Genomic DNA, 20,982 nt, shown 5'->3' with positions numbered 1-20,982 from the left:
CCCGAATGTGCATTTAGTTGCATCATTCGGGTTTCTATTTTTAAGAAATCGAAATGCTCACATCATTACGATAATTACCGGTTACTGTGTGATTCCATTACGAAGTATTTCTGTTGTGACATCGATATCAAATTGAAAGTTTGGATATTCTTTTCTCCATTCCTCCTCCGTTAATTTTTTATCTCCTTTAAATTTAGCGTTCCAAAAAGTCCCGAAACCTAAAGAATCTACATTCAATTCTTGTGTTTTTTCTAACAGTTTACTTATATTTTCCTCAATTTTTTTTGCCATATCTTTTTCAAGCATATGGATGACTTCTTTGCTTTCCAAATCCAATTCTTTAGTAAGCTCTCTAATATCACCTTCAAATCTTATCTTTATACTAAAGTGATATTTTCCTGAGTCTTTTGGTGAGATCTGAGAAGCACTCTTGATTTGCTGCATTGTAATTTCAAATGTTTCTTCTTCAGGAGAAGGCTCAAAATCTTCCATGAATTGACGATAGTTCTCTGTGGGTAACTCAATTTGTAACTCTCCAGCTTTAAATTCATCAAGAATCAATCGGACATAAAAGGCTTCATGTAAATCAATCGTATCGATAAATCGGTCATCCTGGAATAAACCAAGTCCTGTAACAATCACCCGATCTTCTTCTATTGATAAGACTGGAGTGATTGGATCGACTCCAACCTTTAAATAATTTTTAATAAATTCATGTAAGCTACTATCAACAATCTCTTCCTTCCCAATCACCTGATCCAGTAACCGATAAATATAAATACCAACATTAGGCGCTTCTTCAAACACTTGAGCATTGAGCACTTCTCTTGATGGCATTTCCGAAACGGTTATATATACTAAATCAGAAACGAATTGGTTTCGTTGCAATGTGTCTAAGTGAGGCCAAATGCCTTCTTTAGCGAGATCAGGTCCATAGACGACAGCCCTTAGTTGTCCGGTAACTAATTTTTTTGCTGTTTTTGCAAAGGCAAGATGAAAAGCATCTTGAGCTGTTCGACCAGATGAGTGTATTGGAGAATTCACATTGCTTAATTGTTGACTAAACTTATAAGTTATAAATGTACCAAATACTTCTGGACCGTCTTCACCTTTATCAAATCCGGCAGTAGTAATAATTCCTAAATCTTCTAGTACTCGTTCTTCTGCACATCCAGTTAATAACACCACGATACTTAAGATTAGAAAAAATTTTTTAATTTTCATTTTCATTTTTTAGTACCCCTAATTCTTTTGATGATTGCAAAAGGAAATAAAAGTATCGGAAATAAAAACACAAAGAATATACTGGAAATGTCAGCAACATCCAAAAGAGCTTCTAATTTTATTGAAGATTGAATGAAGTATAAACCTATTGCCGATAAAATAATAATTGCCCAGATTGAATGCTTCTGCTTAATTTGGTGTATTCTTTTGAGACTACGTGTGATTAACCAAGCATACAAAATTAAGTTTGGCAAGATAATAAAGATCCAATAAGAAACAGCGAAAATATCAAGTCTTTCAAAGATGGAAAAAGAAATTATTTTATACATGCCTAATACAGGCCAAATCAGTGACTCTAGTTGCTTTGGTGCAAAAAATCCGATGGAAATAATTACATTTATTAAAAGTAAAATTGTAGCCGCAAAGAGACCTAATTGACTATAAAGCATCGTTTTCTCTTTGTTTCGAATATAAGGATACAAATACCATAAAACTTCAATTCCTATAAAAGAATATGTTGAAAGAAGCATTCCTTCAAACACTTCTTTTCGACTGACTTCGAATAATGGGAAATAATTATTAATATCGATCATGCTAGCAGGGACAACCAATAACGCAAAGACAAAGAAAGTCAGAAAGAAAAAGATGAAAGAAACTCCGACAATCACGCGTATTCCGCCATAAATGCTGTAAGCTATTAAAATTGTAATAAAGAATCCGATAATGAACTTTGAAAGTTGAGGAAAAATGAAAACGACAATAAACTCGGTATACTTTGCAAGTGCGCTTAAGTATACAGTAAAGAAATAAATGATGAACAAGTAGCAAATTAACTTAGCAAACCAGTTACCGAATGTCTCTTGTAAAATTCCATATAGGTCGGTATCTTGATAAGTTCTCAAAATAAAGATGATGATAGCCAAAATTAAATGAACAATGATTGCTACTAAAATTAGCACCAGCCAACTATCTTGCTTGGCATACTGAAAAACTCTACTCGGATATGCAACGATCCCTACACCAATCAATATATTAAATATAATAAAGAACAAATAACTAGCACGAAATTTTAAGTGTGTAGGGATATTAACTGGATTCTTCATTTAATCACCTATTCATCGATGTCTTTTCCTTTTGTCTTAAATAGCGAATGACCATACGTCTTCTTTTTCCGTTTCGTTTTTTTCGGAAGATGCGATGCGGCACGTCGCTTGTTCAAAACAAATGGAACGCGAACTTGGGACTGGTCAAAGTCGAAGAATCTAAATGGATAAATCGGTGCTGTATATGGACGATGCAACGAACGAAGCCGCAGTAAATGAATTATGATAAAAGCTACCGTGAAAAAGATCCCGACGAAACCAAATGTTCCCGCAAGTAAAATAATAGGGAACCGTAATATGCGTAAAGACGTCCCCATGACGTAATCAGGTGTCGTAAAGGAAGCAAGTGCGCTTAATGCGACTAAAATAATCAATATATTACTCGTAAATCCGGCTTGAACAACCGCCTGTCCGATAACAATACCGCCGACAATACCCATTGTTTGTCCTACTTTTGTCGGTAAGCGAGCACCTGCTTCCCGAATGAATTCCATCATGGTTTCTAAGATTATCGTTTCCATTAACGGAGGAAATGGTACCCGGTTACGTGATTCACCGAGTGACAGTAACAGCGCTTCTGGAATGACTTCATAATGAAAGGTTAATGCAGCGACATATAAAGGTGTTAACGTAATCGATAGAATCATGGCAAACATGCGCATTAAACGTGTAAATGAACCGATAATCCATCGACCATAAATATCGTCTGTTGATTCAAAAAAGCTCGAAAATGTAATCGGAGCGATAATTCCTGCTGAACTATTATCAACGAGGATACCAATTTTCCCTTCTTTGATACTGTACGTAAAACGGTCAGGCAATTCCGTAACAATATACTGAGGGAAAAAGGAATACGGATTATCTTCTATTTTTTGACTCAGAACAGAAGCATTCATTATATCTTCACTCTGCAAGGAAGTAAGTCGATTTCTTAACTCGTTAATGTTTTCTTCGTTTGCAATGTCATCCATGTACATCATTTGAATTTCATTCGGAATTTTATTCCCTAGAATAAATCGTTCAATCTTTAGCTGAGGTGTGTCGATCATGTTACGAACCATATTTAGATTTGTTTCGATTGACCCAGTAAAAGCCATTTGCGGACCAAAAATGAGTGATTCTGTTTCTGCTCGATCAATCGACCGATGCTCTTGCAGTGGGGCAGAGTGCATGAGACATGTTTGGTCGTTTTCGATATAAATACATACGGCACCTTGAAGAAGTTTCTTGCCAATCTCGTCTAATTTATTTTCTTCTTTTGAATTCGGCAACGCAATCATATTATCAATCGATTGGATATCTAATGTTTTTTTCGCTTTTTGTACTGGCGAAATAATTTGTTCGTACAATACTTGCGGTTTAATAATTGAATATAAAAAATAGAATCCAATCCGCTGCCCGCTTTCCGTTTCAATTATTTTCATCGTGAAATCTGGACTACTATTCAACGCTTTTTCATTTAAATCTTCTTCCACTACTTCCAATGAAGAAGGAAAAAGACTTTGTTGTTTTTTCTTCGTTGATTTTCGTTTCATACAGAATCTCCCTTGATTATCCTTTTCAAGTAGTATGTGAGTTGAATGAGGATTTATGTAAGCAGATGTCTTAAGATTATCTTTTATTTATTAGATTTTTTAAAAAAGTGGTTGAATTCTTAACTTTTAATGGTATACTCTTAACAGCAAATCAATTTAAAGGAGGTCAGGGAAATGTTGAATAGTAAACAAATGAACAAAGTAAAATTGCATAGTACACGAAAAGTCCGTGACCTTGCTGGAGTCGATCGTGATTAAGCAGTTCATATCCATTTTGTAAGTTCAATTTATTAAGATGCTTATAAGATGAATGAATAATGAATTGTTGATTTAATCTTTTCATCGAATGCGCATGCCGTGGGCTATATCACCCACGGCATTTTTGTGTCTAAAATCAGGTTACTGAGTGCACTTATGCGCATGTTTTAAAAATCGAATACAGCAAGTCGAAAACAATCTATGTCATTGAGAACAGGTTTAAAAGGAGGGAATCAAATGATTTCCGTATTTAGAAAATTATCATGGTATTTTAAGGAGCAATGGCTAAGGTATACGTTAGCGATTTCCGCACTGATTATTGTAAATATTTTAGGCGTTATTCCACCTATACTGGTCGGTCAGGTCATTGATTTAATTCAATACAACCGACTTACACAGGAAAACTTCACGCAATATGTTGTTCTGTTTATCTCTATATTGACAGTCAGCTATTTGCTGTCTATTTATTGGGATTACACATTATTCGGAAGGGCGATTTTATTAGAGAAAAAAATGCGCTCAAAACTAATGGACCATTTTATGCGTATGACAGCGGCTTTCTACAGTCGTTTCCGGACGGGTGATTTGATGGCTCGTAGTACGAATGATCTACGGGCGCTCAACATCACCGCAGGCTTCGGCATATTAACGTTAGTCGATGCAACTATCTTTATGGCTCTGATCATCGGTGTCATGGCGGTTGTGATCAATTGGAAACTGACTCTTGCTGCGCTTATTCCTTTGCCGATTATGGCAATCATTATGCAACAATACGGCAAAAAAATTCATGAGCGCTTTATGGACGCACAGTCGGCCTTTAGTGATTTGAATAATAATACACTCGAATCGATTCAAGGTGTAAGGGTCATCCGAGCATTCGTGCAAGAAAACCGGGATACGGAAAGGTTTAAAGAGCAAGCAGAGGATGTATTCCAACGAAATATTTTAGTTGCGAAGTTGGATGCACTTTTTGAACCAACCATCAAAGTATTGGTCGGTCTTTCTTATACGATTGGGATTGGTTATGGAGCTTTTTTTGTCATGCAGAGTGTCATAACTATCGGCGAGCTGGTTACGTTTAACATTTTTTTGGGCATGTTGATTTGGCCAATGTTCGCAGTTGGCGAATTGATTAATGTCATGCAACGGGGAAATGCTTCACTTGATCGTACTGGAGAATTGTTATCCCAAAAAGCGGATGTATCCGATCCAAAGAATCCGATTCATGTAGAGCGGGTTGAAAAAATTATATTTGACGATGTTACATTTCGTTATCCAAATGCGTCTGACTCTAGCTTAAATGATGTTTCACTACGTATCGATAAAGGAGGAACGGTTGGAATTGTTGGGAAAACAGGTGCAGGTAAAACGACTTTGTTTCGCCAACTATTACGGGAATATCCACCATGTGATGAGGGAAGTGTTTTCATCAATGACCATCCAATTCAAGACTATGCGTTAGAACAAACGCGTGAGTGGATTGGTTATGTACCACAAGACCATATTTTATTCTCCAAAACGGTTCGAGAAAATATTTTATTCGGAAAAGAAAACGCAACTGATGCGGAGATTTACCGAATTTTAGAGATGGCTTCTTTAAAAAAGGATATTGAGGAATTGCCGGAGGGACTCGGCACACTTGTCGGTGAAAGTGGCGTAACACTATCCGGTGGACAAAAACAACGGGTATCACTTGCGCGAGCACTTATTAAAAATCCCGAGATTTTGATTCTAGATGACTCGTTATCGGCAGTCGACGGTCAAACCGAAGCAAAAATCATTGAACATTTGAAGCAAGAACGAAAAGGTAAAACAACGTTGATCGCTGCACACCGATTATCAGCGGTGAAACATGCTAATGAAATTATCGTGCTCAAGGATGGGGAAATCACTGAACGTGGCTGTCATCATGAATTAATGCGCAATAAAAACTGGTATTATTCTCAATATAAAAAACAACAAATGGAAGGAGGGAGCCAGCATGAATAATCCATCAACAGAAAAACGTTTATTTAATTATGCAATGCAATTTAAGAAAACGATTTTTATTGGACTATTTTGTTTAATTATTGCGGTTGCTCTGGAACTCACAGGTCCATTCATTGCCAAAAAGTTAATTGACGACCATATTGTCGCTGTTGCTAATCATTATGTGGAAACAGAAGATGAGTCGGCAATCACTTTTAATGGCATTCAATTAGAAAGACTTCAAGGAGAGAACCAAAATCAAGTTTTTACACTATTTCAAGATGGGTTATCCTTTTACTTCTTAAATGATCGAGTACCTTTAGATGCGAAGCTAATTGACAATAGTAATGGACAATTTCAGTTCGAATATCAAGAACGTTCGATACAGACAACTGGTGAAAAGCTAGCAGCTAATGAAGTCTTTCTATTCTTTAAAAGAGAAATAGAACCGATTCTATGGCTTCTTGCCTTATATATGGGTCTCATTCTCATTGCATCTGTCTTTTTATACTACAAAACGTATTTGCTTCAATATGTGTCCAATCGGATTGTTCAGGAAATGCGCGGTGACGCATTTGAACATGTGCAACGATTGCCTGTTTCATATTTTGTCGATCAGCCAGCTGGAACTATATTATCGAGAGTGACAAATGACACGGAAGCGATTAAAGAGTTATATGAGCGAGTGTTAGAGGTTTTCGCATCTGGATTTATTTATATCACCGGCATATTTATCGCACTCTTCTTATTGAACGCAAAATTGGCGGCTATTTGTCTTGTACTTTTACCGATCTTATACGTTTGGATGAAGGTCTATAAAAAAGTCGGTGGGAAGTATAACCGTGTCATCCGGGAAACGAATAGCCAAATTAATGCGAATATTAATGAATCGATTCAAGGTATGCCAATTATTCAAGCTTTCAATCAGACAGAACGAATGAAGGATGAATTTGAAGCGTTAAACGAAAAGAAAAGAGATTTCCAAACACGAATGAACACATTTACTTCTTACTCATCATTTAATCTCGTCGATTTGTTTAGAAATCTAGCTTTCGTTGTATTTATTCTTTACTTCGGTGGAGCATCACTAAATGCGACAAGTATCGTGACAGCAGGTGTGCTATATGCATTCGTCGATTATTTAACCCGGTTGTTTGAGCCAGTGGAGCGTATTATTAGTCAACTCCCTCAATTAGAACAAGCACGCGTTTCTGGTAGTCGGGTTTTTGAATTATTGAATGTACCAGGTGAGGCGGTCAAAGAAAAACCTTCAAAACGCTATGATGGAAAGGTTGCATTTGATCAAGTTTCATTTGCTTATGAAAAGGATCAATATGTGCTTAAAAATATTACGTTTACCATAAAACCTGGAGATACTGCAGCGTTTGTCGGACATACAGGCTCTGGTAAAAGTACGATAATGAACTTGTTATTCCGTTTTTATGATCCGACACATGGCGTAATTCGAATTGACGGGAAGGATATCACCGTTGGGTCGAGACAGGAAGCGCGACAACATATTGGCATTGTCCTTCAGGATCCGTTTATATTCACAGGAACAATCCTTTCAAATATTACGATGAATGATCCGTCAATTTCACGAGAGGATGCGATTCAAGCGTTAAAAGCTGTCGGAGCAGATACGTTTATCGAGCAGCTCCCTCTACAATATGATGAACCAGTCAAAGAGAAAGGGAATGAATTTTCAACGGGGCAGCGTCAATTACTATCGTTTGCCAGAGCATTGGCTTTTGATCCGGCAATACTTATTCTGGATGAAGCAACGGCAAACATTGATACAGAAACGGAAACGATGATCCAGAAAGCGTTGGATGTTTTAAAATCAGGCCGAACGACATTAGTCATTGCTCATCGTCTATCAACCATTCAGCAAGCTGATCAAATTTTTGTCTTGAAACATGGTAAGATAATAGAAGAAGGGAAACACCATTCCTTGTTGAAAGAAAAAGGTGAATACTTTAAGATGTATGAAATGCAACATGGCAGGCAGCCAGAAAGCGTTTCCTAAGACGTTTGGTAAATGAGGGAAGAACGATGAGTGACAGAGACCAAAATGAGCATAGGCCAAATCACGGAGATGTAAATTCCGATTCACAGGAAGATCGTTCTCTGAACGAACAATCTCCACCTGAAACTGTGGATGAACACGATTTGTATGAAAATCTTACGGAAGAAGAAATTCGTGAAATCATTCATGAACAAAAAGGAATGCATAAACAAACAGTTAATAACAGCAAGCCAAAAGGCCCCCCGTTTCCAAAATGGGTTTTTTGGCTTATAGCTGTTTTTATGGTCATTAATTTAGGAGCAGCTTTACCAAGAATATTTTCGATTCCTGCAATTGATTTTCTGCAAACGTCTGTAACGTTATTCATGGATGAAGATATGCAAGCGCACAAGCAATCCATTGCATTAGTGGATACAGGATCGAGTAAGGGTACAGGATTTTCTGTTCACCCGGAAGGATATGTCATTACCAATCATCATGTGATTGAGGACAGAGAACAACTATGGGTGTATATGAACGAGAAGGGCCCATATTCTGCTGAAGTCATCCATACATATGAAGAAATTGATTTAGCTGTTTTGGACTTAGAAGGAAGTCAGTTTCCTTATCTTGAAGTCAACGAAGAACCAGGAGATTTAACTGGACAATCAATCTATTTTATCGGGAACCCGTTACGGTTTAGCGGAATAGCCAACGAGGGAAAAATAATTGGAAAAACAGATGCTGTATCCATTGAAGAAGATGCGTACATGCTCGATGCACCTGTTTATAAAGGGAATAGTGGTAGTCCTGTCATGACCGAGGATGGGCAGGTTATCGGTGTTATTTATGCAACAAAAGATGACCCGGAGCATGGGCGAATCGGGTTGGCTATTCCAATTGAAGCATTACTTGAACAAACAGGTGATACCATTTTACCGAAGTCGAATGATAAATCTTCTAAAGAACAGCCTTAACGCGAATAAAAGATTCGAAAACTATAATTGAGTTGGGAGTGATGAGGGGTGTTCAGCCGACAGAAGAAAAATGACACAACCCTCGAGCAACAAGTTCTCCAAGTGCAAGCAGGAGACGAAAAGCTTCGTCAGCGTCTTATTGAAGACTACCAGCCTTTCATCGCGACCAGTGTGTCGAAAGTCTGTAAAAGGTATATCGATCAAAAGCAAGACGATGAATTCAGTATTGGTTTAATTGCTTTTAACGAAGCAATTGATTCTTTTCAAGCAGGTAAGGGTAGTTCGTTTTTTACGTTTGCCCGACTGGTGATTTCAAGAAAAGTAATTGATTACATTCGTCAACAAAAGCATCATCGTCGAATGATTCCTCTTGAATATTCAGATGATACGAATGAGACGTATACCGATGAAAAAAGTGTTTCTGAGCTTTCAAAGAATCAATTTATCGAAAACGAACACGCCTGGAACAGACAAATTGAAATCGAAGAATATAACGAACAATTACGTAAATACAATCTATCTTTTGCAGAATTGGTGAAATTTTCACCGAAGCACCAAGATGCGAAACGACAGGCTCAAAAGATTGCGAAGATTATATACGAGCAACCAGAAATACGCCAATATGTTATGGAAAAAAAGCGGTTGCCGATTAAAAAAATTTTACCCCTTGTTAACGTCAGCAAAAAAACAATTGAGCGAAATCGCAAGTATATTCTTGCTGTATTTATATTACTCAATGAAGATTTTATTTATCTGAAAGAGTACGTAAAGGAGGTGTAACTCAGTATGATTAAAGGCGTTTTGATTGAAAAAAGAAAATCATATGCCATCGTTTTGACTGAGGATGGTGACTTTCGGAAGACGGGTCCTGTAACTGATGTCGAAATTGGTGAAGAAGCAATGGTACCACCCATTAAAGTTCGCCAGTCTTTTGTATCCGTTTTCAGTAACCTATTCAAACATCCTTCCATACGCATTAGTACCGCTTTAGCACTTATTATGATACTTATTTTTCCAATATATTCTTGGGTCGGTCAGTCGAACAAAGCTGAAGCATACGTCAGCATTGATATCAACCCGAGTATTGAATTGACAGTCAATAAAAACGATGAAGTAATCGATATAACAGGTTTAAACAAAGATGGCACCCTACTAATCAATGAACTAAAATGGCAGGATGAACTTGTTGTCGACTTGGCTGAGGCGATCATTCATAAGAGTGACGAATTAGGTTATCTCCAAAAAGACCATGAAGTGATGCTTGGAATCAGTTATTTGAATGATGAAGAAGAATCCGACTTGCTTGGTCAAATGTCCGAAAAAATAAATGACTATAATGATCGTATTAAAGTAGCTATGTTCACTATTCCAGAACACGTTAGAAAGCAAGCACAACATAAAAATCAATCCATGAATTTAACTTATGCGAGCGAAACATTGACAACGTACTATGAAGAGCAAGAAAACAATGATTCCAATGACACAAACGATTCAAAAGAAGATGATGCTAATCAAGAGAGTAAAGAGGAGAAGACGAACAGCCACTCAAGTACTCATAATCAAAAACAAAAAGTTGAGATTATGAAACGATTCCTTAAGCGTTCGAATGCCGATTCCTTGCCGCCTGGGTTAATGAAGAAAATACATGAAGATCAATCACTTCCGCCTGGATTGAAAAAGAAAGAGAATAAACAAGACAACTCCTCAACAGAATCACAAGAAGATGTAGAGGAAAATGAGACCGAACGAGATCGTCACCCTTCGGATAAAGAAAAAGACCATCCATCCCATAAGGGAAAAGAACATCCGTCAAATAAGGGAGAAGACCATCCTTCCAATAAAGGCAATGGTCACCCATCAAACAAAAAAGCTGACCCCCCTTCGACTAACAAGAAAAATCACTCAGACAAAGAAGAAGGTCATCCTTCAGAAAAAGAGGATGACCATCCTTCTCATTCAAATGGTCACGGTCCACCTGAGCATTCAGGGGACCACCCTTCTGATAAAGATGATGATCATCCTTCAAACAAAGGACAAGATCATCCATCGAATAAGGATGATGATCATCCATCAAATCGCGGAAAACATTCGGATAAAGAATGATGAATTGACAATTTGAGATTAAGACTATAATGATAGAACACACCCGTGCAATGATGAAAAGGTTTTTAATCGTTGTGCGGGTTTTTTCGTATTTTCATCAAATATAAATTCAACACAAGTTAACGAGAAATGGAAAATATACTATAATGGTTTCATATTGAAAAAGAAAGGGGCGGTGAATTGTTGTTATATCATTTGTGGGTAAATGAGTGGAAAAGACTTTTGAAATCACCAACCCTTTTGTTATTCACGTTATTATTACCGATTGCGTTATTTATAGTTGTTGGCTTTGTTGTATATTCAACTGTTCAAGAAGAGCTAGATGAAGTTGAAATGATTATAATCGATGAAGATGAAACGTTTGAGACGAAAGCGCTTATCAAACAGTTGGCCGGCGACCGAACGTTAGCAGAACAAATTGATTTTATTAACGGTGGAGCCGATCTTCAAAAACATTTACGTAACCCAAAAGAGGCAGCAGCAATTATTCAAATTCCTGAAGGTTTTACAGAACAACTTCGTTCGGGGAAAAATGAAAGCATTACGGTTTTCTTGAATGACCAAATACCTTTTAGTTCCCAGCTGGCTCAGTTGTTTTTAGAAAGTGGACAATCTTATATCACTTCAGCTCAAGCGGGTGTAAATACAGTTCACCATTTTTATAGCAGTGAATTGGAAGGTAAAGAACGTAAGGATGTATTGCAGAAAAACACCATTCATTTTACGTTTTTGGCTTTAGGAAGGAATGATCTTTTCGAGATGCACGAAGGAGTTGCTAGTGGTTTGCTTAGCTGGAATGACCAAGCTGTTTTAACTGGTATTTTACTTATTTATTTTCTGACGTACATATTATTAGTGAGCCTCTTTCAACCAAAAGAAAACCAAGCCATTCAGGAACGTCTACGACTGATTGGTGTGACAAAGGCTAAGCAACGACTGGCAACGTTCCTATTTCATATTTCGTTTAGTTGGATTTATTTATTTGTATTGGTATGGATGATATCCAAGCAGTTTGAGACGTACTTACCATTTAGCTGGCCATACGTATTCCAATGGTTTGGTATCGCTATGATTCTAGCCGGATTGTTTATGGTCACCGATCGTTTGATTAATGAACGAGCAAGCAAATGGTTTGTGTTCATTCTGGCTTCAATTGCTTTACTGTTAATCAATGGATTCATTATTCCACCTGCTTACTTACCAGAGTATTTACAAGCTGCCTGGTTAGCACCAGTACGTAGCTTATATATAGGATATTCTTCTATATTGACGCACAATCAATGGCCATGGGTTGAATGGATTTTCATACTAATCGGTACAGGAATTACTCTCTTGCTAAACAGCTTGCCTAGAAAGAAGGTGCAACGCTGATGCTTATCATTTGGAAGTCAATTTTCAAAAGAATAACGACTTGGGTGCTAATGGTACTAATTCCAATCGTATTAGGAATCATTATTTATCCGATGATTAAGGATACGGTGAGTCAAGTATCTGTGCCAATTACAGTCGTCGATCAAACAGACCAGGCAATTACAGAAGAATTATTAAAAGAAATTGAAGATTCACCTTTTCAAGTCACCAAAACGGAATCATTGGACCTTCGTTTATTATCAACAGGTGAGGCAGAAGCTATTTTTGTTTTCAATGACGAATTGGAAGCAAATATTTTATCCGGAAATACAGATAAGATTGTTACGTGGTATCGGACTGAAAATAGCTATGTGGACGGCTTATTCAAAGAGAAGCTCGCGTCGGCGATTATGAGTCGGGTGGTCAGAGCAGAAGCGGCATCGATTGTTTCCCATTATCGACCAGAAACGGAATGGGATGAAGTTTTTAAATATGGATTAAAATATTTTGATCCACGTCCGATTTTTGAAATGAAATTCGAACATATTCATAGTGCTCAAAACACCTCATCAATTGATTCGGGAAACCAATTACTGTTTATCATCATGTGGTTATATTTATCGATGCTTATTGGCTATTTCACAAAAATTTTATATGAATGGCGAACTGATGGAATTCTGGAACGGCTGAAGTTACTTCAGCAAACTCAGTACTATTATTGGTCTTGGTTCATTGGTGTGCTCGCAATTACTTATTCGTTTTCATTCGTGGCAATCCAACTGATCGAAGTGCCGTTGAACAATTGGGCGTATTTCATTCCATTCGGTACTGTATTGATCTGTTTTCTATTTTTCATTCTCGTGAAAAAGAAATGGTCGATGTATGCTTGGTTAATTAGCTATAGTGTAGCTTCCTTTATTATTTTTTTATTGGCTGATTGGCAAATCATAGAAAGTGAATGGATGTATTTATTTATACCAACATGGTTGCTCGGATAAATATGTGAAAGAGAGGTGAGGTTATGCTGCAGCTGAATAATGTATCCTACCGAAAGAGTAAAAGTGATTTAGTCAATAGTGTCTCAGCGTCTGTCCACGCAGGGGATCGACTGACAATCTTTGGGCCAAACGGAGCGGGGAAGTCGACCCTCATGCGGCTCATGGCCGGTATAATTGAACCGACTGGTGGAACAATTACTTCTAATGATTTGTTAAAAGCTAAAAACGCAATTGGCTACGTCCCACAACAATTAGCGTTATTTAATAATTTAACGGTGAAAGAGCATCTTCGTTTCTACCGAAAAATGGCAGGTAACAATACGGAAAATTTTATAAATGAAATGATTGAAACGCTACAATTAAAAAACTTCTGGAATAAGCAGATTGATGAACTTAGTGGTGGAATGAAACGTAAAGTAAATCTCACTGTCGGTATGATTCAGCAACCGGAAATTGTTTTTTTAGACGAGCCTTTTGTAGGTGTGGATTTAGCGGCGAAACACGATATGCTTAATTGGCTAAATCAACTGAACAAAAGGGGAGTTACTATCGTTTTCGTAACACATGATTGGCAAGTCATCCATCAATTAGCCGATAAAATGTGGTTGATGGAAAGCGGAAATTTACTGCAAGAAACAACAGTTGATGAAGTTGTTCACAATCGTCTTGAATTGCCAAACACGTCAACTGCTCTTCATAAAATGATCTCATTTCACCGGTCATAAAGGTTAGGTACATGTTTTCTAGAAAATATTGGTAATATGATAAGAAGCATATTTCCTCCTTTTCACTCCATACTAACGAGTAATATCGTGAAAGGAGGAATTTTTATGCGTAAATATTTGATGGCAGCATTTTTCGCCACCATTATGATGCTTGCAGCTTGTCAAACAGACGATACAGGAATGGGCAACGATGACGGCCAAACAAATTATGAACAAACAGGGTATAATGATACAGCTAATCAAGATAATCGAGGTCAAGGTTTCCAGATGAATAATGGACGAAATGGGAACGGGGTACAAGACAGAATCAATCGACGGAACAACCTCGATGACGATCAATATGGTATTGGGAATCAACAGAATAACTTTGAGATGGCCGAAGGAATTGCTCGACGAATTGTCAACAATGTCGATGGCGTTGAGGATGCAAACGTCATGACGGATGGTCAAAACGCTTATGTTGCAGTTGAGTTAGATAAGAATCGTGACACAAATGGAAACGAAAATGAAATCGGTCAACAACTAAACGATCAAATTTCTGACGTCGTTCAAACATCGAGTAATCAAATTGACGACGTGTATATTACAGCAAATCCGGACTTTGCTGGGTCGTTAAATGATTATGCAGATAGTATTGAAAATGGCGAACCTGTTGAAGGCTTATTCGAAGAAATGAATGATATGATTCAACGAGTTTTTCCAGATCGACGTGAAAACAATAATCGCTAATCCAACAGAAAGAAATCAGCTTTATATGCTGGTTTCTTTTTTGTTGTATAGAAAATGAAAGTGGATTGACTTTAAAGGATATAGCCTTTCATATATATAAGTAAAAAGGAGGCTATATCCAATGAATGATTTTTTACAAATTCAATCGGTAAGTACACAACTAGGTCTATATGCAGATCAGATTGACATAACCTATGTGAATGACCTTCCACTTACCTATGCTTCTTTATATGGTAAAAATCAATTGCCTAGTGCAATAACACTTGGTACCAATGGTCAATTAACATTGATAGTATCTAAATTTTTAAAAAATAGCGAAAAAAAGTTGGCGATCATTCGGGGAATGGTTTATGCTGATTTTTATAGAAGAAATCAACGAGTGAAACATCTGGGGCGATCTCATCCTAAGCTGGATCTTCAATCCTATCGAGAGAAATATGGAACAAATGAAGTTAATCGATTGAATGAAGCGTTTGAAGCAACGGCGTTTTCTAGTTTGCAAAGCCTTAGTAATTTATACGATTACATAGTGGGAACGAAATCCAAACTGCTTCCATGGCAAAAAAAGTTGGGACAAGAAATTGGACTTCGACTTCATCAGCAATCCATCGTCCACTCAACTTCATTATTACGTGAGGGATGGGCGAGTTTAAAACAAATGGACATCATATCAAATGTGTTGTCCAAACAAGAAGCGATTGAATCGGCATTATTATTTAGTCGAATGAGAAGTCGACCTATAGGTATTCGCCTGCATGAATTAGGAAAAACTCTTTTGCAGCAATTGTCTGAAGCGGAAATCATTCAAGCCATTGAATCATTTAACGATGCAGACTTAATACAACGCGCATATACGAAGACTGTCCATCAACATGAAAATATTTCTGTAATTTTTACGAAAGAAAAACACCTCACCGATTATGAAATAGTAAAAAAATTTTTAATACACTTATCAAATCTCGATCTTTATCCGATATTAAAGGTAGATCGGGCAAAAACGGAAAAAACAGGGGAACTAACGATCTATTATCACGTAAGAGACATACATAACAGCGCTTATTTTCAACAACTACGTTTATATTTACAAACTATTTGGGGTGAGAAAGTTTTTATCAAACCAAAGAGAATGATTTAGAAAGTGGGGGAGATTGGTGAAAAAATACAAAAAGAAAAAGGAACGAAAGACAAAAAAGGCAAAAAACATACCAATCAAAAGAAGGAGGATGTCACTCGGTGCCAAATATGCTTGGATTGTCATAACAATTATGCTTTTCTTTGTTATTGCATCAGGCATTGTTTACATACTCTCTTCTCAGTCTGAAGCGAAACTGAATGAACAAGAGACGAAGACAAGTGTTGCTATTGATATCGGCAATATGGAATCAGCATTTCGGGCCAAGAATGGATTGCTAGGAGATTATATTACGTTTAAAACAAATGACTATGCCAGTCAATACGAGGAGTTAAATCAATCCTTTCAAAACATCGAAGAAAATGTGCGCCAACACTTGGATAAAGAGCAGAGAACCCTATTAAACCAAGTGGTTACAATCAATGAGGAAATCAATACGATTGTTGAGGAAGAAATTATCCCTAATGTTCAGGATCGGAACGAAGGGGATGCTATTGCAAGCCGGATGAAAGCAACCATTATAAGCCGGGATGCTGTTGGACTACTTACTCAATTAACAGAATCTGTACAAGCTGAATTTGAACAATCCAAAAATGAGATGAGTTCTTCATTCAAACAGATGCAGCTCGCGTTAATGCTGGGTATCGTATTAGCCGTCCTTATGGCAGTTCTGTTATTGGTTGTCGTCAATCGTCGAATTCGTAAAAACATCCATGCTGTACAAGATGTCGCCAATGAGGTGGCAAAAGGTAACCTTAGTGTGACCGATGTTCCTGTAAAAGGGAAAGATGAAATTGCAGATCTGGCACAATCAATTAATTCCATGAAAGCAAGTTTGCACGGAATCATTCATGACGTTAATTTTTCGAATCAATCCATTACAAATCAATCAGATGAACTGAAGCATGCTGCTGAGTCATTAAAAGAGGGTAGTGAGCAAATTGCCTCAACAATGGAGGAATTATCTTCTGGTTCGGAAACGCAAGCGGAAAGTGCTTCACAAATATCTGAGCTAACAGAGAAACTGGTCGGTCGAATGAATCTTTCGGTTGAAAATAGTGAACAAATTTCATCTACTTCGGAAAAAGTAATGAACTTATCTGCTTCGGGCCGAGAAAAAATGGCAGACTCCGTAACTCAAATGAGTCGGATTCATATGATTGTTGAAGATTCGGTTGCTAAAGTGAAGGACCTAGCTAAACAATCCGGTGAGATTTCTCAGTTAGTTGAAGTGATTAAAGATATTGCTGATCAAACGAACTTATTAGCATTAAACGCTGCAATCGAAGCTGCACGCGCTGGAGAACATGGTAAAGGGTTTGCTGTCGTTGCGGACGAAGTGAGAAAGCTTGCAGAACAAGTAGGAAATTCAGTCAGTGATATTACATCAATCGTTTCTAACATTCAAAATGAATCAAACATCGTCTCAGAAACGCTTCAGGCAGGATATGAAGAGGTGACGGTAGGTACGAAACAAATTCACTCTACACAAGAAACGTTTGAAGGAATCGATGAAGCAATTGCGCAGATGAGCCAACAAATTCAAGAGATTACTTTCAATTTACAAGATGTTTTGAATGAAAGTGTGAATATGAGTGGATCCGTAGAAGAAATTGCATCCATTTCAGAGGAATCAGCAGCAGGAATTGAAGAAACGGCGGCCTCTGTTGAGCAAGCGAGCCATTCGATGGATGGGATTTCGAAGGTTGCCAATGACTTAAATCAGTTGGCAGGAGAATTAAATAGAAAAGTTGAAAAATTTCGTTTATAATAGATGAAAACATTTAAAGACTGTGTTGAGCAGTCTTTTCTTTTTATTTACTGGAGGGATGAGACATGCGGATTGTTTCTATTTGTCCGAGCAATACCGAAATTATGGCCTATTTGGATTTAATGAATTTAGTAGTTGGTGTAGACGACGATTCTGATTGGCCAGAAGCGGTAAATGATCTGCCGAAAGTAGGTCGCGACTTAAGTGTTGATATGGATGCAGTAGAACAATTACAGCCAGACTTGGTATTGGCTTCTTTAAGTGTTCCAGGTATGGAAAAGAATATTGAAGGATTAAAAGAGCGCAATCTTCCTTATGTTATTTTAAATCCAAACTCGTTGGATGAGATTGGAGAGGATATTCTGACGGTTGGGAAGTTGACAGGTTATGAAGATCGTGCGAATCGCGTATACAATGAATATCACGAAACAATTAATTATTATAGAGAAAAATCACTTGAAGTGCCAGTGAAAAAAAGAATTTATTGGGAATGGTGGCCAAAGCCAATTTTTACACCAGGTCGTAAAAATTGGTTAAGTTATATTAGCGAATTGGCAGGTGCGGAGAATGTATTTTCAACATATGCTGATGCCAGCATCCAAGTTGAATGGGAGGAAGTGTTAGAAAAAGACCCGGATGATATTTGCATGGTATGGGTAGGTGTACAAGAAGCAAAAATGAATCCAAAAATTATTAAAAAAAGAGAAGGTGCAGATCAGCTTCAAGCAGTACAGCAAGACCGCATTCACGTTCTTGAAGAACACTTGTATTGCCGCCCATCTCCACGATTATTGGAAGGATTGAAGAAGCTTGCCCCGATACTACATCCAGATATTTTTAATAGAAAATAAAGTGGCCTGAAAAATGGGGGGAGATGAAGTGAAAGAGGAAGTAGTCATGGAAACAGAGCAATCAATCGGATCGGCGTTTAAGCAAGGATCGCTTGCAGGAATGCCTATTTTTCTAGGTTATATGCCAATTGCTATCGCTTATGGTGTACTAGCGAGCCAGTCTGGTTTGACAATTTTTGAAACAACGATGATGAGTGTATTAGTTTTTGCAGGCGCAGCGCAGTTTATGGCTGCGAATATGATGGCTCAAGGAGCGTTGTTTTTACAGATTGTCGTAGCCACATTCGTTTTGAATTTTAGACATTTCATTATGAGTATGTCATTTATGAACCAACTGAAGAATTATTCTCTACCGTGGAAATTCGGCCTATCGCTCGGATTAACGGATGAAACCTTTGCTGTTTCCGCATTACATAAAAAAGAGACGAATAAAGAAAATAGTATGTTTTTTTATTTAGCCCTAATTCTGACGGCCTATTTTTCTTGGATTGTGGGTAGTTTTGCAGGGGCACTCTTAGGTGAAATCATTCCGTCGCAACTAAGTGACAGCATGGGCATTGCATTATACGCCATGTTTATTGGCTTATTGACTCCTTCAGTCAAAAAAGAATGGCGCATTGGAGTAGTAGCAGTCATCAGCATGTTGCTTAATTTTATTTTCAGTGAGTTCGTCGGATTAGACACAGGGTGGGCGATTGTTCTGGCTACAGTCGTAGGTAGTTTAATGGCCATTCCAATGATGAAGGAGGATGATGCATCGTGACGATGTTAACGATACTCGGTATGGCGATTGTTACGATGGTGCCACGCTTCATTCCTGCATTTATTATGGATCGACTTGCGTTAAAGCCATGGGTCAATAAATGGTTAAATGCAATCCCTTTTGCTGCTTTAGGTGCATTAATTTTTCCGGGGATTATGTCTGTCATAGAAGAAGCACCTTGGGTAGGAATTATAGGTGGTCTTGTAGCAGCAGCGATTGCGCTATTAAATGTGAATGTCATTTTTTCTGTAATCGGTGCGATTTTGACCGTGTTTTTATTAACCATGTAATACTTTTCAGTGCTAAAAACAAGTTCCGATTAAATTCGTTTAATTACTTGAAATCTAGGGAACGCTTTATTTGAGAACAGTTATCGCTGAAAGGAGTTTTGTTTAGATGGCTAAAATCGCAGTCATTTATTACAGTTCCACGGGTGCTAACTATCAACTGGCACAGTGGGCTGAAGAAGCTTTAAAAGAAGCTGGTGCGGAAGTAAAATTATTAAAAGTTCGCGAAACAGCACCGATGGAAGCAATTGAAAGTAATCCAAATTGGAAAAAACACTATGAAGAAACGAAGGATGTTCCTGAAGCAAGTACTGAAGACCTTGATTGGGCAGACGGATTTGTTTTCAGTGTTCCGACGCGCTTCGGTAATGTGCCTGCTCAAGTAAAACAATTACTTGATGAGGCAGGAGGTTTATGGGCACAAGGAAAATTGGTGAATAAAGTCGTTACTGCAATGACATCTGCACAAAATCCACATGGTGGACAGGAGCAGACATTAACAGCACTTTACACATCGATGTTCCATTGGGGAGCAATCGTTGTAACGCCAGGCTACTCTGCTGAAGAAATTTTTGCAGCAGGTGGAAACCCTTATGGAACAAGCTCTACAGTAGATGGTGAAGGAAATCTTCAAGATGATGTTGAAAAAGCTGTGAAACATCAAGCGAAAAGAGCGTATACTATAACAAAACAAATTCATTCATAATGTTTTTAATTACCCCCACAAACAGGGAAGATCATCCTAATGAATATAATATACAGCTTAGATGAACCTTTCGCAGAAGCGAAGTTCATTATACACCTCTCTCCCAACAGAGGACTTTCCCTGGCAGCATAGTAATGCCAGGGATTTTTTCAAACTTTATATAGTCAGAAAATTATTGCAATTTAAGGGGTATTTGGGGTAAACTATTAAAAAGGAGATAAGGGGGCATTACAATGATGAAGAAGCAATTCAGCTCCTATAAACTATCACGCTTACACTTTTCCAATGGACACTTACCGTTAAAGGCACGGAAAGAAATGAACTATGAAATTAAACTTGCAGCAAGGTTAATCTTAGATGAAGCAATTTACCAGTGGAATAAACGAAATTTGGAATCTAAAATTGATACAGCGATTGACAATCAAAATGAAAAAGAATTTCATCGATTAAGTAAACAATATGCACACTATATTATTCATGAATAAGGAATTACG

The 20,982-nt window shown here is 37.6% G+C and carries 19 protein-coding genes; 16 read left to right on the top strand and 3 right to left on the bottom strand.

Going from position 1 to position 20,982, the window contains the following annotated elements; translation table 11 throughout:
• Positions 1-81: 81 nt before the first annotated feature.
• The 3 genes from KC820_RS02625 to KC820_RS02615 are packed head-to-tail and all read right to left on the bottom strand — an operon-like array spanning position 82 to position 3,862.
• Positions 82-1,230, bottom strand: coding sequence for a Ger(x)C family spore germination protein (locus KC820_RS02625; protein WP_212367738.1), 1,149 nt, complete (start codon positions 1,228-1,230; stop codon positions 82-84).
• Complete coding sequence (locus tag KC820_RS02620) at positions 1,227-2,327, bottom strand: GerAB/ArcD/ProY family transporter (RefSeq protein WP_212367735.1); 1,101 nt, start codon at positions 2,325-2,327, stop codon at positions 1,227-1,229. Before KC820_RS02620 ends, KC820_RS02625 begins: the two co-directional genes overlap by 4 nt.
• An 8-nt stretch (positions 2,328-2,335) precedes the next feature.
• Complete coding sequence (locus KC820_RS02615; protein WP_212367733.1) at positions 2,336-3,862, bottom strand: spore germination protein; 1,527 nt, start codon at positions 3,860-3,862, stop codon at positions 2,336-2,338.
• Positions 3,863-4,357: 495 nt separating this feature from the next.
• On the opposite strand from KC820_RS02615, the gene KC820_RS02610 reads away from it, so the two are divergent.
• The 16 genes from KC820_RS02610 to KC820_RS02535 all read left to right on the top strand — a co-directional run bounded on the left by KC820_RS02610 (position 4,358) and on the right by KC820_RS02535 (position 20,973).
• Positions 4,358-6,109, top strand: coding sequence for an ABC transporter ATP-binding protein (locus tag KC820_RS02610; protein ID WP_212367730.1), 1,752 nt, complete (start codon positions 4,358-4,360; stop codon positions 6,107-6,109).
• Positions 6,102-8,117 carry an ABC transporter ATP-binding protein gene (locus KC820_RS02605; RefSeq protein WP_212367727.1) on the top strand — a complete coding sequence of 672 codons (2,016 nt, stop codon included), beginning with the start codon at positions 6,102-6,104 and terminating at the stop codon, positions 8,115-8,117. Before KC820_RS02610 ends, KC820_RS02605 begins: the two co-directional genes overlap by 8 nt.
• A gap of 26 nt (positions 8,118-8,143) precedes the next feature.
• The gene (locus KC820_RS02600) at positions 8,144-9,073 is read left to right on the top strand and encodes a S1C family serine protease (RefSeq protein WP_212367724.1); all 930 of its coding nucleotides are present in this window, start codon (positions 8,144-8,146) and stop codon (positions 9,071-9,073) included.
• Between the two features lie 48 nt (positions 9,074-9,121).
• Positions 9,122-9,853, top strand: coding sequence for an RNA polymerase sigma-I factor (gene sigI, locus KC820_RS02595; protein ID WP_212367721.1), 732 nt, complete (start codon positions 9,122-9,124; stop codon positions 9,851-9,853).
• Positions 9,854-9,859: 6 nt separating this feature from the next.
• The gene (locus KC820_RS02590) at positions 9,860-11,176 is read left to right on the top strand and encodes an anti-sigma-I factor RsgI family protein (protein ID WP_212367718.1); all 1,317 of its coding nucleotides are present in this window, start codon (positions 9,860-9,862) and stop codon (positions 11,174-11,176) included.
• A 180-nt stretch (positions 11,177-11,356) separates the two neighbouring features.
• Positions 11,357-12,547 carry an ABC transporter permease gene (locus KC820_RS02585; RefSeq protein WP_212367715.1) on the top strand — a complete coding sequence of 397 codons (1,191 nt, stop codon included), beginning with the start codon at positions 11,357-11,359 and terminating at the stop codon, positions 12,545-12,547.
• On the top strand, positions 12,547-13,524 hold the full coding sequence (locus KC820_RS02580) for an ABC transporter permease (protein WP_212367712.1): 978 nt from the start codon (positions 12,547-12,549) through the stop codon (positions 13,522-13,524). The genes KC820_RS02585 and KC820_RS02580 overlap by 1 nt, the downstream gene beginning before the upstream one ends.
• 23 nt (positions 13,525-13,547) lie before the next feature.
• A complete protein-coding gene (locus KC820_RS02575) occupies positions 13,548-14,249 on the top strand; it encodes an ABC transporter ATP-binding protein (protein WP_212367710.1) in 702 nt (233 codons plus the stop codon).
• Positions 14,250-14,354: 105 nt separating this feature from the next.
• Positions 14,355-14,978 carry a YhcN/YlaJ family sporulation lipoprotein gene (locus KC820_RS02570; protein ID WP_212367708.1) on the top strand — a complete coding sequence of 208 codons (624 nt, stop codon included), beginning with the start codon at positions 14,355-14,357 and terminating at the stop codon, positions 14,976-14,978.
• Between the two features lie 121 nt (positions 14,979-15,099).
• A complete protein-coding gene (locus KC820_RS02565) occupies positions 15,100-16,113 on the top strand; it encodes a hypothetical protein (RefSeq protein WP_212367706.1) in 1,014 nt (337 codons plus the stop codon).
• Between the two features lie 16 nt (positions 16,114-16,129).
• Positions 16,130-17,881 carry a methyl-accepting chemotaxis protein gene (locus KC820_RS13505; protein ID WP_212367705.1) on the top strand — a complete coding sequence of 584 codons (1,752 nt, stop codon included), beginning with the start codon at positions 16,130-16,132 and terminating at the stop codon, positions 17,879-17,881.
• Between the two features lie 65 nt (positions 17,882-17,946).
• Positions 17,947-18,732: an ABC transporter substrate-binding protein gene (locus KC820_RS02555; protein ID WP_212367703.1), complete on the top strand. Its 786-nt coding sequence runs from the start codon at positions 17,947-17,949 to the stop codon at positions 18,730-18,732.
• Between the two features lie 28 nt (positions 18,733-18,760).
• The gene (locus tag KC820_RS02550; protein ID WP_336511006.1) at positions 18,761-19,495 is read left to right on the top strand and encodes an AzlC family ABC transporter permease; all 735 of its coding nucleotides are present in this window, start codon (positions 18,761-18,763) and stop codon (positions 19,493-19,495) included.
• The gene (locus tag KC820_RS02545) at positions 19,492-19,785 is read left to right on the top strand and encodes an AzlD domain-containing protein (protein ID WP_212367701.1); all 294 of its coding nucleotides are present in this window, start codon (positions 19,492-19,494) and stop codon (positions 19,783-19,785) included. Before KC820_RS02550 ends, KC820_RS02545 begins: the two co-directional genes overlap by 4 nt.
• Positions 19,786-19,891: 106 nt before the next feature.
• Positions 19,892-20,488 carry an NAD(P)H:quinone oxidoreductase gene (gene wrbA, locus KC820_RS02540; RefSeq protein WP_212367698.1) on the top strand — a complete coding sequence of 199 codons (597 nt, stop codon included), beginning with the start codon at positions 19,892-19,894 and terminating at the stop codon, positions 20,486-20,488.
• A gap of 233 nt (positions 20,489-20,721) precedes the next feature.
• The gene (locus tag KC820_RS02535) at positions 20,722-20,973 is read left to right on the top strand and encodes an IDEAL domain-containing protein (protein ID WP_236782483.1); all 252 of its coding nucleotides are present in this window, start codon (positions 20,722-20,724) and stop codon (positions 20,971-20,973) included.
• Positions 20,974-20,982: the final 9 nt, after the last annotated feature.

This window comes from Allobacillus saliphilus, from assembly GCF_018138385.1.
Lineage (GTDB): Bacteria > Bacillota > Bacilli > Bacillales > Alkalibacillaceae > Allobacillus > Allobacillus saliphilus.
Note: the sequence above shows the minus strand (reverse complement) of the source record. Positions and strands in the feature narration are given on the sequence as shown.

What these genes read in the sequence shown, in the direction of transcription:
- KC820_RS02600 (WP_212367724.1), top strand. Translation starts at nt 8,144, where the DNA reads ATGAGTGACAGAGACCAAAATGAGCATAGGCCAAATCACGGAGATGTA.
- KC820_RS02605 (WP_212367727.1), top strand. Translation starts at nt 6,102, where the DNA reads ATGAATAATCCATCAACAGAAAAACGTTTATTTAATTATGCAATGCAA.
- KC820_RS02590 (WP_212367718.1), top strand. Translation starts at nt 9,860, where the DNA reads ATGATTAAAGGCGTTTTGATTGAAAAAAGAAAATCATATGCCATCGTT.
- KC820_RS02555 (WP_212367703.1), top strand. Translation starts at nt 17,947, where the DNA reads ATGCGGATTGTTTCTATTTGTCCGAGCAATACCGAAATTATGGCCTAT.
- KC820_RS02565 (WP_212367706.1), top strand. Translation starts at nt 15,100, where the DNA reads ATGAATGATTTTTTACAAATTCAATCGGTAAGTACACAACTAGGTCTA.
- wrbA (WP_212367698.1), top strand. Translation starts at nt 19,892, where the DNA reads ATGGCTAAAATCGCAGTCATTTATTACAGTTCCACGGGTGCTAACTAT.
- KC820_RS02570 (WP_212367708.1), top strand. Translation starts at nt 14,355, where the DNA reads ATGCGTAAATATTTGATGGCAGCATTTTTCGCCACCATTATGATGCTT.
- KC820_RS02535 (WP_236782483.1), top strand. Translation starts at nt 20,722, where the DNA reads ATGATGAAGAAGCAATTCAGCTCCTATAAACTATCACGCTTACACTTT.
- KC820_RS02615 (WP_212367733.1), bottom strand. Translation starts at nt 3,862, where the DNA reads ATGAAACGAAAATCAACGAAGAAAAAACAACAAAGTCTTTTTCCTTCT.
- KC820_RS02620 (WP_212367735.1), bottom strand. Translation starts at nt 2,327, where the DNA reads ATGAAGAATCCAGTTAATATCCCTACACACTTAAAATTTCGTGCTAGT.
- KC820_RS02610 (WP_212367730.1), top strand. Translation starts at nt 4,358, where the DNA reads ATGATTTCCGTATTTAGAAAATTATCATGGTATTTTAAGGAGCAATGG.
- KC820_RS02575 (WP_212367710.1), top strand. Translation starts at nt 13,548, where the DNA reads ATGCTGCAGCTGAATAATGTATCCTACCGAAAGAGTAAAAGTGATTTA.
- KC820_RS02625 (WP_212367738.1), bottom strand. Translation starts at nt 1,230, where the DNA reads ATGAAAATGAAAATTAAAAAATTTTTTCTAATCTTAAGTATCGTGGTG.
- KC820_RS02580 (WP_212367712.1), top strand. Translation starts at nt 12,547, where the DNA reads ATGCTTATCATTTGGAAGTCAATTTTCAAAAGAATAACGACTTGGGTG.